12 protein-coding genes are annotated in these 13,907 nt (G+C 69.0%); 10 read left to right on the forward strand and 2 right to left on the reverse strand.

The features are described from left to right. The 10 genes from AB0O15_RS47545 to AB0O15_RS47590 form a co-directional block, all read left to right on the forward strand. On the forward strand, positions 1 to 1,971 hold a 1,971-nt coding region (locus AB0O15_RS47545), incomplete at its 5' end, for a hypothetical protein (RefSeq protein WP_364334717.1). A gap of 25 nt (positions 1,972 to 1,996) precedes the next feature. Continuing rightward, positions 1,997 to 2,632 carry a hypothetical protein gene (locus AB0O15_RS47550; protein ID WP_364334720.1) on the forward strand — a complete coding sequence of 212 codons (636 nt, stop codon included), beginning with the start codon at positions 1,997 to 1,999 and terminating at the stop codon, positions 2,630 to 2,632. A gap of 90 nt (positions 2,633 to 2,722) precedes the next feature. Beyond that, positions 2,723 to 3,532 (forward strand): SAM-dependent methyltransferase, encoded by an 810-nt coding sequence (locus tag AB0O15_RS47555; RefSeq protein WP_364334723.1) that lies wholly within the window; start codon positions 2,723 to 2,725, stop codon positions 3,530 to 3,532. A 147-nt stretch (positions 3,533 to 3,679) separates the two neighbouring features. Then, positions 3,680 to 4,795, forward strand: coding sequence for an alanine dehydrogenase (ald, locus tag AB0O15_RS47560; protein ID WP_364334726.1), 1,116 nt, complete (start codon positions 3,680 to 3,682; stop codon positions 4,793 to 4,795). Next, entirely contained in the window at positions 4,779 to 5,690 is a 912-nt protein-coding gene (locus tag AB0O15_RS47565; RefSeq protein WP_364334729.1) for a site-specific tyrosine recombinase XerD, read from the forward strand. Before ald ends, AB0O15_RS47565 begins: the two co-directional genes overlap by 17 nt. Before the next feature lie 112 nt (positions 5,691 to 5,802). Then, the gene (locus AB0O15_RS47570) at positions 5,803 to 6,732 is read left to right on the forward strand and encodes an AAA family ATPase (RefSeq protein WP_364334732.1); all 930 of its coding nucleotides are present in this window, start codon (positions 5,803 to 5,805) and stop codon (positions 6,730 to 6,732) included. Next, positions 6,732 to 7,406: a hypothetical protein gene (locus AB0O15_RS47575; RefSeq protein WP_364334735.1), complete on the forward strand. Its 675-nt coding sequence runs from the start codon at positions 6,732 to 6,734 to the stop codon at positions 7,404 to 7,406. The genes AB0O15_RS47570 and AB0O15_RS47575 overlap by 1 nt, the downstream gene beginning before the upstream one ends. Before the next feature lie 2 nt (positions 7,407 to 7,408). Beyond that, a complete protein-coding gene (locus AB0O15_RS47580) occupies positions 7,409 to 8,425 on the forward strand; it encodes a segregation/condensation protein A (RefSeq protein WP_364334738.1) in 1,017 nt (338 codons plus the stop codon). Between the two features lie 341 nt (positions 8,426 to 8,766). Continuing rightward, positions 8,767 to 9,648, forward strand: a complete 882-nt coding sequence (scpB, locus tag AB0O15_RS47585; RefSeq protein ID WP_364334747.1) for an SMC-Scp complex subunit ScpB — start codon at positions 8,767 to 8,769, stop codon at positions 9,646 to 9,648. After that, a complete protein-coding gene (locus tag AB0O15_RS47590) occupies positions 9,635 to 10,375 on the forward strand; it encodes a pseudouridine synthase (protein WP_364334741.1) in 741 nt (246 codons plus the stop codon). The genes scpB and AB0O15_RS47590 overlap by 14 nt, the downstream gene beginning before the upstream one ends. Here the strand turns inward: AB0O15_RS47590 and AB0O15_RS47595 are convergent. Together AB0O15_RS47595 and AB0O15_RS47600 are read right to left on the reverse strand one after the other, a co-directional pair. Beyond that, on the reverse strand, positions 10,372 to 10,995 hold the full coding sequence (locus tag AB0O15_RS47595) for a hypothetical protein (RefSeq protein WP_364334743.1): 624 nt from the start codon (positions 10,993 to 10,995) through the stop codon (positions 10,372 to 10,374). The genes AB0O15_RS47590 and AB0O15_RS47595 overlap by 4 nt on opposite strands. After that, the coding region (locus tag AB0O15_RS47600; RefSeq protein WP_364334745.1) for a hypothetical protein at positions 10,992 to 13,907 on the reverse strand (2,916 nt) is incomplete at its 5' end. The genes AB0O15_RS47600 and AB0O15_RS47595, both read right to left, overlap by 4 nt.

A 13,907-nucleotide genomic window follows, 5' to 3' on the forward strand; every position in this document is an offset into this window, starting at 1 on the left:
GGCAACCTGGTCTCCGCCGTCGGCGCCGGCCTCAAAGCCTTCATGAACAATATCGGGTCGCATCTGAAGAAGGGTTTGATCGGCTGGCTGCTCGGGAGCATGGCCAACGCCGGGATCCAGCTTCCCGACAAGTTCGACCTGCGCGGCATCCTGTCCATGATCGCCTCCCTGCTCGGTTTGACCTGGGGAGCCATCCGCGGCCGGATCGTCCAGAAGGGCATCCCCGAACAGGCGATGACCGCGGTTGAGGCCGGGGTGCCGCTGATCGGGAAACTGCAGTCCGGGGGTATCGCCGGGGTCACCGAGGAGATCAAGGACCAGGTCGGTGACCTGAAAGAAAACCTGCTCGGCAAGATCAGCCAGTATCTGATCCCGACCGTGCTGATCGCCGGGATCACCTGGATCGTCTCCCTGTTGAACCCGGCGTCCGCGTTCATCAAGGCCTGCAAGATGATCATCGACATCGTCACGTTCATCATCGACCGCGGCGCCCAGATCATCGAATTCGTCAACGCCGTCCTCGACGCCGTGATCGCCATCGCCGGTGGTGGAGCGGGTGGCGTACCCGCGCTTATTGAAGGGGCGTTGGCGAAGTCGATTCCGGTGTTGATCGGGGCGCTGGCCGCGATTCTGGGTATCGGCGGCATCGCCACCAAGGTCAAATCCTTCTTCCAGGCGTTGTCGAAGCCGGTGATGAAAGCGGTCGACTGGATCGTCAACAAGATCGTCGCCCTGGGCAAGAAGATCTGGGCCAAACTCAAGGCCAAGGCGAAAGGCAAGGGCAAGGACGGCAAGACCGGCCCGGACGGGAAACCGGACGCCAAGGCGATCTCGATGGACGCGAAATCAGCCGTCGAGCGGCTAGGACGCGGCCCGTTCGAGCGGGGCGAGGTCGACGCCGCGCTCACGCCCGTGCGTGGCAGGTATCCGAAGGCGACCATCACCCCGGAGGACGACGCGTCGGCCACCTGGGGTGTCCACGTGCAGACGGCGCGGGCCGACAGCAAGACCAAGGCGTTCGACGCGAAGGGCGCGCACGCCGAGATTCTCGCGTCGCTCAGTACGGTGCAGTCGCGGGCGGTGCTCAGCCATGCCCAGGCGACCGGCGGGAACGCGTACACGTCGATGCTTCGGATGTTGATCCCGAAGAGTGCCGCCGAGCGTGAACGCGTTCTGGCCGAGGGCTACAAGAGTCTCACCGGGCCCCCGAAGGGGAGTCTCAAGGTCGACAAGCTGAAGGCGGACCGGGACCGGATCGTGGTGAAGCTCAACCACGGCATCGCCGAGGAGCAGAAGCGGTCGGGCGACGCGGCCTGCAACGCCATGCGGCAGCGGTTCCAGGGCTGGAAGCAGGATCTGGAGAAGATCGGCGACCGGCTGGCCGACGGCAGCGGCTGGACCGAGGCCGAGGAGAAGCACGTCGCGTTCCAGATCAACGAGATCGCCGAGAAGTTGCTCGCGGCCGCGATGGAGCACGGGTACGAGACGGCGGACCTGCTCAAGCACCCGTCCAAGTACGCCGTGGACGGACGTCTGAAGAACGAGTACGCGAAGGACATCCGGACGACGTTCTATCCGGGCTTCACCGCGGCGACCGAGCGTGCCGTCCTCGGCCGCGACCTGCCGCTGCTGATCGACGCGAAGAAGCGGCACCCGGGGCTGAAGGACCAGACCGGCTACGACGACGACAACTTCTTCTACTGCAAGGGCGGGGGAGGCCGGGCCGCGCACATCGCGCCGGCCGCCGCCGCGTCGCTGGATCACATGACACCGGTGGCTTCACACTGGAACGCCCCGGGGCACGGCGGCAGCACCGGGAGCAACACGCACCAGGGGAAGCGCGGTCAGTGGTACAACCTGGAGTCGAACCTGGAAGTGCTGTGCGGGCCGTGCAACTCCGCCAAGCAGTCCGGTGGCGTCAAGTACAAGCCCGAGGTCGGGCCGTTGTTCAAGGGACCGGACGATCCGTGAGTCCGGCGGCCGTTGCGGAGGACAAGTGGCGAATTTCTATGTGTGGCTCAACCGCTTCGATCAGGGCGACGGTGTCGCGGTCGTGGAGGTCAGGCGGGCCAACGTCGGCCGGGTGGTCGACGGCGACCCCGAGTTCACGCAGGGTCTGGCCGACGCGGTGAGCCTGCCGCTCACCGTACGGAAATGGTCGATCGAACCGTTCCGCAGCCTGTACTACAGCGACTACCCGGACGCCGATGACTGGGAGGACCGGTTTCCCGAGGCCTGGCGCGTCACGCTGACCGGCGACCCGGCCGGCGACGGCGAGGTGGAGCCGGCGCTGAGACCGGCGACGTACAACGGCTACGACAGCACGTGGAGTCCGCTCCGCCCGGCCGAGCCCGAGCCGCGCGGCCGGTACGCGGCCATCGGCGTCCTGGTCGGCGCGATCGCCGACGACGCGTTCACCGACCAGGTCCGCGCCATCCGGCCGGACGCGTCGGTCGACACCGTCGTCGCCCGGTCGGAGAAGCTGCGGGGCACGCGGGTGACGGTCGATCTGGGTACGGTCGACCTGGCCGCCGCCGCCGCCGTGGACGAGGTCACCGGCCGGCTCACGGAGCTGGGGATGATCGTCACCCGGCGGGCGGTCGAGCTCAAACTGGCCGAGCTGCACAGCTGACCTGCCATGTTGCATGGGCAGTGGGTGATTTTGACGACATCGTGACGGCGCGGGGGAAGGGCATCGATCCCGCTCTTTATGGTGGACGGTGTGACGGATGGGGTAGAGGGGCCACAACTCGGGATCGACGCGTCGGTCGCCCATCCGGCGCGGCGATACAACTACTGGCTGGGCGGCAAGGACAACTTCGCCGCCGACCGTGAGTCGGGCGACGAGTTCGTCCGGAAATTCCCGGCGGTCCGGACCGCGGCCCGGGCCAACCGGGCCATGCTTCAGCGGGCCGTGCGGTTCCTGGCCGCCGAGCGAGGGCTGCGACAGTTCCTGGACATCGGCACGGGGTTGCCGACCGCGGACAACACCCATGAGGTCGCGCAGCGGGTCGCGCCGGATGCCCGGGTGGTCTACGTGGACAACGATCCGCTGGTCATGACCCACGCGCGGGCGCTGCTGACGTCTTCCAAGGCGGGGCGGACCAGTTATCTCGAGGCCGATCTGCGCGATCCGGAGCAGATCCTGGCCGAGGCGCGGAGCACGCTCGACCTCGACCAGCCGGTGGCCGTGATGCTGGTGGCGGTCCTGCATTTCATTCCGGGGGACGGCGCCGCGCTTCCGCTCGTACAGAAGATCATGGCTGGTCTTCCGGCCGGCAGTTACCTGACCGCGACCCACGCGACCATCGATTTCGCACCCGCGGAGATGCGCGCGGCGCATGCCGAGATGCGGGCGGCGGGGCGCTCCGACGTCTGGACGCGGTCGCGGGACGAATTCGCCGAGATCTTCGAGGGGATGACCCTGGAGGAGCCGGGCATCGTGCCGGTCACCGAGTGGCGACCGGACGAAGGCGCCGAAATCCCCCCACGCCGCGAGGTGGCCATCTGGGGCGGGGTCGCCCGCAAGTAAGAGCCGCGCGTAGAGGGGGACAAACGGGCAGCGAGGAAGTGATCTTCGCGCCGTTCGGCGGAAACCTGAATGCGGCACTGGGAAGCTAACCTCGGGGTCGTCGGTGGGCAACGGCGCCCGGCGCGCGTGGAGAGGACGGTAGAGGCCGTGAAGGTCGGCATTCCCAGCGAGGTCAAGAACAACGAGTTCCGGGTGGCGATCACCCCGGCCGGCGTGTTCGAGTTCGCCCGTGCGGGGCACGAGGTCTACGTGCAGACGGGCGCCGGCAACGGCTCTTCGATCACCGACGACGACTACGTGTCGGCGGGCGCCACCATCGTGGCCACCGCGGACGACGTGTGGGGCACGGCCGACCTGATTCTGAAGGTCAAGGAGCCGATCGCCGAGGAGTACCCGCGCATGCGCGCCGGTCAGGTGCTGTTCACCTACCTCCATCTGGCCGCCTCCAAGGAGTGCACCGACGCGCTGATCGACCGCAAGGTCACCGGCATCGCGTACGAGACGGTCGAGCTGCCGGACCGGTCGCTGCCGCTGCTCGCGCCGATGTCCGAGGTCGCCGGCCGGCTCGCGCCCCAGGTCGGGGCCTATCACCTGATGCGGTCGGGCGGCGGCCGCGGCGTGCTGATGGGTGGCGTGCCGGGCGTGTACGCGGCCAAGACCGTGGTGATCGGCGCCGGGGTGTCCGGCATGAACGCCGCCGCGATCGCCCTCGGCATGCAGGCCGAGGTGCTGGTCCTGGACAAGAACATCGCCCGCCTCCGGGCCGCCGACGCCGACTACCGCGGCCACCTGCAGACGATCGCCTCCAACGCCTACGAGATCGAGAAGGCGGTGCTCGACGCCGACCTGGTCATCGGCGCGGTGCTGGTGCCGGGCGCGAAGGCCCCGAACCTGGTGCCGAACGAGCTGGTGTCGCGGATGAAGCCGGGCAGCGTGCTGGTGGACATCTCGATCGACCAGGGCGGCTGCTTCGAGGACTCGCGGCCGACCACCCACGCGAACCCGGTCTACCAGGTGCACAACTCGATGTTCTACTGCGTGGCCAACATGCCGGGCGCGGTGCCGCACACGAGCACGTACGCGCTGACCAACGTCACCCTGCCGTACGCGCTCGAGCTGGCCAACCGCGGCTGGCGCGACGCCGTCCGGCACGACCCGGCGCTCGCCCTGGGCCTGAACACCCATGACGGCCACGTCACGTACGGTCCGGTCGCCGAGGCGCACGGCATGGCCACGCTGAGCCTGAATGACGCCCTTAACTAAGGTCGTCCGGACGTATCTCGACCACCTCAGCGTCGAGCGCGGCCTGAGCCGGAACACGCTGTCCTCGTACCAGCGGGATCTTGATCGTTACACCCGTCACGCCAAGATCAACATCCAGGAGATGACGGCGAAGGACGTCGCCACGTATCTGGCCGTGCTGAGGACCGGCGACGACGATCACCCGCCGCTGTCGGCGTCGTCGGCGGCCCGGGCGATGAGCGCGGTGCGCGGGCTGCACCGGTTCGCCGCCCGGGAAGGGCTGGTCGCGGTGGATGTGAGCCGTGACGTACGCCCGCCGGCGCCGCCGAAACGCCTGCCCAAGGCGCTCGACCTCGATCAGGTCGAGCGCCTGCTGGCGGCCCCGGCCGGCGACGACGGGCTGGTGCTGCGCGACCGGGCGCTGCTGGAGTTCCTCTACGGCACCGGCGCGCGGATCTCCGAGGCGGTCGGGCTGGACGTCGACGACCTGGCCGACGACGCCGTCACGCTGCACGGCAAGGGGGGAAAGACCCGGTTCGTCCCGCTCGGCCGCTACGCGCGGGCCGCGCTCGACGCCTATCTGGTACGCGCGCGCCCGCTCCTGGCGGCCAGCGGCAAGGGCACGCCCAAGGTCTTCCTCAACGCCCGTGGCGGCGTGCTGTCGCGGCAGAGCGCCTGGACGATCCTGCACCGGGCCGCGGCCGCCGCCGGCCTGCCCACCGAGGGCGCGCACGCGGTGTCGCCGCACACACTGCGCCACTCGTACGCCACGCATCTGCTCGATGGCGGCGCCGACGTCCGCGTCGTGCAGGAGTTGCTCGGGCACGCCTCGGTCACCACGACGCAGGTCTACACGCTGGTCACCGTGGACCGCCTTCGTGAGGTGTACGCCACCTCGCACCCGCGCGCTCGTTGAGCCATGTGCAGACGTAGCACGACCCATGCGCGACACGCCGATGACTGACCCTCAGCACGCGCGGTCGGTGGCGTACAGTCGGGCATCGGCGAGCGGGTCGGGAGGGGGCGAAATGTCAGGCGGCACGGATCAGGCGGAGGCCTGGACCTCGGCGCTCCGAGAGCAGCAGAGCTCCATGGACCTCGGCGCCGACCTGGGCCCGGCCGACCCGACGGCGTATACGGTGCGTCGCCCGATCCCCGAGCCGATGCCCACCGATCGTCACGGCCCGGCCCGGATCATCGCGCTGGCGAACCAGAAGGGTGGCGTCGGCAAGACCACGACCACCATCAACCTGGGCGCGGCGCTGGCCGAGTACGGCCGCAAGGTGCTGCTGGTCGACTTCGACCCGCAGGGCGCCTGCTCGGTCGGGCTGGGTGTGAATCCCCACAATCTCGACCTGAGCATCTACAACCTGCTGATGCAGGACGACGTGACCGCCGAAGACGTAATCATCAAGACCGACGTCGCCGGCCTTCACCTGCTGCCCGCCAACATCGACCTCTCCGCGGCCGAGATCCAGCTGGTCAACGAGGTCGCCCGCGAGATGGCGCTGGCCCGGGTGCTCAAGCGGGTCCGCAAGGAGTACGACTTCATCCTGATCGACTGCCAGCCCTCGCTGGGCCTGCTGGCGATCAACGCGCTGACCGTGGCCCACGGCGTGCTCATCCCGCTGGAGTGTGAGTTCTTCTCGCTCCGCGGCGTGGCCCTGCTGCTGGACACCATCGACAAGGTGCGCGAGCGGCTCAACTTCGACCTCGAGCTCGAGGGCATCCTGGCCACCATGTACGACAGCCGCACCACCCACTGCCGCCAGGTGCTGCAGCGCGTGGTCGAGGCGTTCGGCGACAAGGTGTACCAGACCGTGATCACCAAGACGGTCAAGTTCCCGGAGAGTACGGTGGCCGGCTCGCCGATCACCTCGCTCGACCCGGCGTCCTCCGGCGCCCGCAACTACCGCCAGCTCGCCCGCGAGCTGATCGCCGCCAACTCCGAACGGTAGTGCTCTTCGCGCTCGGCCAGCCGGTGACCTTCGCCGGTCTGCTCATCGGATTCCTGCTCGCGCTGCTGGTGCGGGCCTTCGCCATCCGCCTCACCGCCCGCGCGCTGCGCCTGGTGGAGCGGCGCGAGTCGCTCTCGCCACGGTTGCGCGAGGACGTCGACCCGTTCGGCGCGGTCGCCGCGGCGGTCGGCGGCGCCGGCTGGGGCAAGATCATCGACGTCGACGAGGTGCCGCGGCACGCGGGCCGGGGCCGGGCGGCGCTGGTGTTCGCGGCCGGCCCGATCGCCACCGTTCTCGCCGCGCAGGTCTTCTTCCTGGCCAACCGGCTGCTCTTCCCCTCGGCCTTCGACCTGCTCGGCGTGTCCTTGTCAGGCATCCTGCGCGGTCAGTTCTTCGCCGGGTGGGGCGTTCAGTTCATTCTGGGCATCGCGGGCAGCCTGCTCGCCTTCGGGCTGCTCTCGCTGGTGCCGATCCCGCCGCTGGACGGCTTCGGCCTGCTCTGGTCGGCGCAGCGCCGGCCGGGCGCCGGCATGCAGAGCTACCGGCTCTGGTTCCAGGAGAAGAACATCGGCGTCGTGGTGCTGATCGCGGCCAGCTTCTTCCCGTTGAGTTACCCGTTGCTCATGTTCCCAGTTGATCTCCTCGGGACGGTGTTTCTCGCGCTGTGGGGGTAGGGATGAGCCTTGAAACGGTCATCGAGCCGGTGGTCTACGGTCAGCACGTGCCTTCTGATCCCGTCGCCGCAGTTCCCGAGGTGGTTCCCGAAGCGGATTCGGGCAAGTTCCTCGTGCGGCTCGACAACTTCACCGGGCCGTTCGACCTGCTGCTCCAGCTCATCGGCAAACACAAGCTGGAGATCACCGAGGTCGCACTCCACCAGGTCACCGACGACTTCATCGGCTACATCCGGGCCATGGGCGACGACTGGGACCTCGGCGAGGTCAGCGAGTTCCTGCTGGTCGCGGCCACCCTGCTCGACCTGAAGGCGGCCCGCCTGCTGCCCGCCGCCGAGGTCGAGGACGAGGAAGACCTGGCACTGCTGGAGGCGCGTGACCTGCTGTTCGCCCGGCTGCTGCAGTACAAGGCGTTCAAGGAGGCCGCGCTCCACATCGAGGAGCTGGAAGGAACCGGCGCGCGACGGTGGCCCCGCGCGGTCGCGATGGAGCCCAGGTACGCCGAGGCGCTGCCCGACCTGGTCCTGGGCATCGGGCCGGAGCGGCTCTTCAAGCTCGCGCTCAAACAGTTCCAGCCCAAGCCGGGCCCGCCCGAGGTGTCGATCGCGCACATCCACCAGGTGCGGGTCAGCGTCCGCGAGCACGCCACGCTGCTGCGCGACCGGATGCGCCGGGCCGGCAGCGCCACGTTCAGCCTGCTGGTCGCCGACTGCGAGAACACGCTCGAGGTGGTGGCCCGCTTCCTGGCCCTGCTCGAGCTCTACCGCGAGGGCCTGATCGACTTCGAGCAGCCGGTGTCGCTCGACGAGCTCACGGTCCGCTGGATCGGCGGCGAGGACGACGCGGCCGAGCTGGAGATCGACGACTACGAGGGCACGCCGGTGCCGGACGAACCGCCACCACCCGCAGCCGAAGGGGTCACAGACGAAGACATAGCCGCGTTGGGTACGCCCGAAGCGGACGAACCCGATGACGACGAGCACGACGGCCTGCACGACACCGACGAGGAGACACCGTGACCGACGATCGCCCCGACTCCCTGGCCGCGCAGGCGGCGTCCTGGGTGCCGCCCTGGGAACGGTCCCCTCGCGAACCCGACCGCGACTTCCAGGCCGCGGCCGAGTCCGACGCGGAAGCCGACGTCGACGACGCGGAAGCCGACGCCGCCGACGAAGCCGACGCCGCCGACGAAGCCGACGCCGCCGACGAAGCCGATGCCGCCGACGACGTCGAAGCCGAGGCCGAGGGCGTTGCCGACCCCACCCCCACGTCCGACTCTTCGGATTTGTCCGAAGAGGGCGAGCCGGAGGTGGACGTGGGCGAGGCTGCGGAGGGCGAGGACGACGGTGAGCCGGGCGAGGTGGCTCCGATCGCGGCGGAGACCGACGAGCCGGGCACGGTCGACGAGCCGGCCGGGGCGGCCGAGCCGGTCGACGAGCCCGGCGTGTTGACCGGCCCCGAGGTCGAGGTGCCCGACGCCGTCGATGTGAGCGACGACACCGAGGTCGACCTGAAGTTCGCCGAAGAGCCGGCGATCGAGGAGCCGGCGATCGAGGAGCCGCCGGCCGGGGAGCCGCCGGGGGAGCCGGAAGCCGCCGTGGCCGCGGCGATCCCGGCTCAGGCCGTACCCAGGAGAAAGCGCAAGAAAGACCCTGAGCCCGAGCCGGCCGAGGAGCCGGTCGAGGTCGTCCCGATGGAGGACGGCGAACTGCGGGCCGCGCTCGAGGCGATTCTGCTGGTCGTGGACGAGCCGGTGGCCGAGTTGCAGCTCGCGCAGATCGTCGAGGAGCCGGTCGAGCGGATCGGCACGATGCTCGAGGACATCTCGGCGAGGTACACGGCCGCGGGGCACGGGTTCGACCTGCGGCGGGCGGCCGGTGGCTGGCGGCTCTACACCCGGCCGGAATACGCGGCGTATGTGGAACGGTTCGTGCTCGACGGGCAGTCCGTCCGGCTCACCCAGGCCGCGTTGGAAACGCTCGCCGTGGTCGCGTACAAGCAGCCGGTGACCAGGTCGCGGATCTCAGCCATCCGGGGTGTGAACTGTGACGGCGTGATGCGTACGCTTGCTACGCGCGGCCTGATCGAGGAATGCGGCACCGAGCCCGAAACCGGGGCCCACCTGTACCGCACAACGACGCTGTTCCTCGAGAAGCTGGGCCTCAACTCGGTCGACCAGCTTCCCCCGCTGGCGCCGTTCCTGCCCGACGATGTGGAAGAAGTAATCGATGCCTCAGGCTGATCCGGCCACCGCTGAGCGTCTGCAGAAGGTGCTCGCCCTTGCCGGCGTCGGTTCCCGCCGCGCCTGCGAAGACCTGATCTTCCGGCGCCGCGTCACCGTCAACGGCCGGGTGGCCAAGCTCGGCGACAAGGTCGACCCGTCCACCGCCGAGATCCACGTCGACGGCCAGCGGGTGGTGACCAACACCAAGATGGTCTACATCGCCATGAACAAGCCGCGTGGCGTGGTCGCGTCGATGGACGACGAGAAGGGCCGCACCGAGCTGGCCGACTTCCTCGACACCTTCGAGCAGCGCATCTACCACGTGGGCCGGCTCGACGCCGACAGCGAGGGGCTGCTGCTGCTCACCAACGACGGCCAGCTGGCCCACAAGCTGATGCACCCGTCGTACGAGGTGGCGAAGACCTACCTGGCCGAGGTGCAGGGGCCGCTGCCGCGCTCGGTCGGCCGCAGCCTCCAGTCCGGCGTGATGCTCGACGACGGCCCGGCCAAGGTCGACAGCTTCCGGCTGGTCGACACGCTCGGCAAGGTGGCCCAGATCGAGGTCGTCCTGCACGAGGGCCGCAAGCACATCGTCCGGCGGATGATGGACGAGGTCGGCCACCCGGTGCTGCGCCTGATCCGCACGGCGGTCGGCCCGATCCGCCTCGGCGACCTGCGCCCGGGCGGCTTCCGGCACCTGTCCAACGCCGAGAAGGCCGCCCTCTTCACCGCGGTCGGCGACTAGCCCGCCGGCGTTTCCGGTTCCTTCAGGCCGAAGATCAACTGCCGCTTGAGGCTCTCGATGAGGTCCACGAGGGAGCGGGCCTCGTCGAGGGTGTCGTTGTCGATCGCGCCGGTGCCCCGGTTGCTGGGCCGGTTCGACTCCTGCTCGAGGCGGTTGTAGGCGTCGGTGAAATACTCGGACAGGACGGCCAGGAGCGAGTCGCCGAGCCGCCGGGTCTCGTCGGGCAGCCTTTCCGGGACACTCCAGAGCACGCCCGGAAGGCCGTAGACCGTGGTGGCGCCGGCGGTGAGATCGGTGACGCGGTAACACACCAGCGCGTCGCCGTGCCTGGCATCGTCGGTAAGAAAGGCCAGCGGTATCAGGTCGGGATCGAGGCGTACGACCGCCTCCTCGATCTTGTCCGTCCCGGTCGGCGCCGGCGGGACCGGCCGGGTCAGGAGCCGCCACGGCCGGTCGGTCAGCTCGGCTGTGGACCCGCGTTCCTCGAATCCCGAGGCGGCGATCGCGAAGATCTCGCCGGGGAAGGCGACTCCGTAGCACTCGCGGAGCGCGTCCTGGGCGGAACGGCCCTGGTCGTACAACGCCTGGGCCTGTGCGGCCATGGCGGCGTAGGGGGTCATGCCTGGTCACCTTCCGATTCGGCGGGAACTTCCTTGAGGAGCTCGCTGAGTCTGGCCCAGGTGCCTTTGAACTCCTCGGCGGTCAGCGCGGCGATGATGTCGTGGGCGATGGCCTTGGCCTGGGTGAGAAGGGTTTCCGAGTAACGGCTGCGGACGACCAGTTCGCCGACCCTCGCGTCGATCGCAGCCAGCTTCGCACGGAAGGCGTCCGTCCCGGCGAGCTCCGGGTTGTTCACCATCTCGACCACGACCGTGTCGACATGGGCGTAGACGCTCTCGAGGGCCCGTTGGGCCGCGCCCGTCGTGCCTGCCTCGGACTTGCTCATCTCCATGGCGAGACGCTTGGAGCTCATGTACGACTGCGACTGCAGGATCAATGCGTACGCGTCGTGCCGTCCGGAAGCTCGTGCGCGGCGGACGGCGGCGTCGTCCACGGTGAGGTTCCGGCCCTCGACGTCCGGGGCCGGGCTCGTGGTGGTCGAGGTTCCCGGCTCGTAGGCCACCGAGTCGTTCGCGATCTGCCCGGTCAGGTTGTCCCGCAGGTTGCGGCCCTCGGCGGCGCCGACGCCGTACGTACCGCCCTGCTCGTTCTGCAGCCGGTCCATCAACGCCGGGTCCTGGAAGATGCCCTTCTTGTCCTCGGTCCAGGCCCGGATCAGCATGTTCGGCTCGGTCGGGTAGAGCATCCGCGGCCGGGTCTTGGCGACCGCGACCCGCACCGCCCGGTCGAGCTGGTTGGCCAGCACGGTCAGCTGGGCCCGGCGCGAGCTGCCGCCCTCGGTCCAGTCGAAACCCTCGAACGTGTACCCGCCGATGGTCAGCAGGGGATGCTGGCCGATCGCGGTGAGAATCTCCGTGTACGCCGTGAGCACGCCCATCGGGCTCGGTCCCGCGGTGACCACTCCGCCGTCCGCGTCCTGGCTCAGGACGTGCACGTTGTGGTTGGCCATGGACAGCAGGTCAACCGCCCGCCGCGTGTAGCTCGACCCGAGCACCGTCTCGCGGAAGAGGCCGTACGGCAGCTTCTTGCCCTCGCGCCAGTTCGACTCGCTCTCCACCGCCTTGTCCCGATCGGCCTTCTCGGTCAGTTTCCCGTATGCCCGGCGGACCTCGGCCCAGGGCACCGCGCCGCCGCCGGCCTTGCGGACCCAGGTGGGCCGCCAGAGGAACCCGAAGATCGCCATTAGCAGCTTGTCGCGCTTCGCGACGTTGCCGACCGCGCCGGTCACCTTCTCGCGGGCCGCCTGGTCGGCCTCCGGGGCCAGCCGTTCGAACACGTTGATGCCGGCGACGACCGCGGTCCGGCTCGACGCCAGATCACGCGTCCGCGGGTCGGTCCAGGCGTCGTCCAGGTAGCGGGTGGCCAGATCGGTGACCCCGTCGTCGGGCTGGGCCGCCATGTTGACGACGAAGCCGGTGGACGGGTCCTTGCCCTTGAACGGCACGCTGGTCTGCCGGAGGTACTGGTTCGCGCGCCCGACCGGGGTGATCTTCGTCGGGACCTCGGCCCGGCCGACCTCGAACGGGAAGGCCTCGCCCTCCAGCTGCACCTCGCCCCGCTCGGTCTGGCTGTTCGGCGTGACCTCGACGGTGGTCTTGATCTGCTTGTCCTTCACCACACCGGTGAACGGCTCCATGCCGATGGTGAGCTTCAGGCCACGGACGCGGGAGTCGAGGCGCCCCTGCTGGGTGACGGCGATGCTCTTGCCCAGGGCCGCCTTCTTCGCGTACGCGGTCCGCAGGTCACCGTCCTCGGCCTGGTCCCCGCCGCGCAACTGGGCGAACGACTCGTCGATGACCGAGCGGTTGAAGGCGCTGTGGTCCTTGGCCGAATACCAGGAGGCGCCGCCCTCACCCTTGGCGATCCAGCCCTTGCCCTCCTCGGCCGTGGCCCGCTTGGTCCCCTGGCCGGCCGTCGCGCGCACCTGCCAGTGCGTCCCGGCCTCGACGACGTCGAGCTTGACCTGGACGCCGTTCTTCGCGCCCTCGGCCGGGGCGAGGGCGGCTTCGAGCTCGGCCCGGCTGACAACCTGGGTCGCGGTCTTCTGCCCGGCCAGCGCCCAGCCACGCTGAGCGGCCTGCTTGGCAACGCCCCGGACATCGGTGGGGTCGGCGTCCTTGCCGTCCTTGCCCTTGCCTTTCGCCTTGGCCTTGAGTTTGGCCCAGATCTTCTTGCCCAGGGCGACGATCTTGTTGACGATCCAGTCGACCGCTTTCATCACCGGCTTCGACAACGCCTGGAAGAAGGATTTGACCTTGGTGGCGATGCCGCCGATACCCAGAATCGCGGCCAGCGCCCCGATCAACACCGGAATCGACTTCGCCAACGCGCCTTCAATCAATGCGGGTACGCCGCCCGCGCCGCCGCCGGCGATGGCGATGACGGCGTCGAGGACGGCGTTGACGAATTCGATGATCTGGGCGCCGCGTTCGATGATGAACGTGACGATGTCGATGATCATCTTGCAGGCCTTGATGAACGCACTGGCCGGGTTCAACAGCGAGACGATCCAGGTGATCCCGGCGATCAGCACGGTCGGGATCAGATACTGGCTGATCTTGCCGAGCAGGTTTTCTTTGAGGTCGCCGACCTGGTCCTTGATCTCCTCGGTGACCCCGGCGATACCCCCGGACTGCAGTTTGCCGATCAGCGGCACCCCGGCCTCAACCGCGGTCATCGCCTGTTCGGGGATGCCTTTCTGGACGATCCGGCCGCGGATGGCTCCCCAGGTCAAACCGAGCAGGGAGGCGATCATGGACAGGATGCCGCGCAGGTCGAACTTGTCGGGGAGCTGGATCCCGGCGTTGGCCATGCTGCCGAGCAGCCAGCCGATCAAACCCTTCTTCAGATGCGACCCGATATTGTTCATGAAGGCTTTGAGGCCGGCGCCGACGGCGGAGACCAGGTTGCC

Source organism: Actinoplanes sp. NPDC089786, from assembly GCF_040684855.1.
Lineage (GTDB): Bacteria > Actinomycetota > Actinomycetes > Mycobacteriales > Micromonosporaceae > Actinoplanes.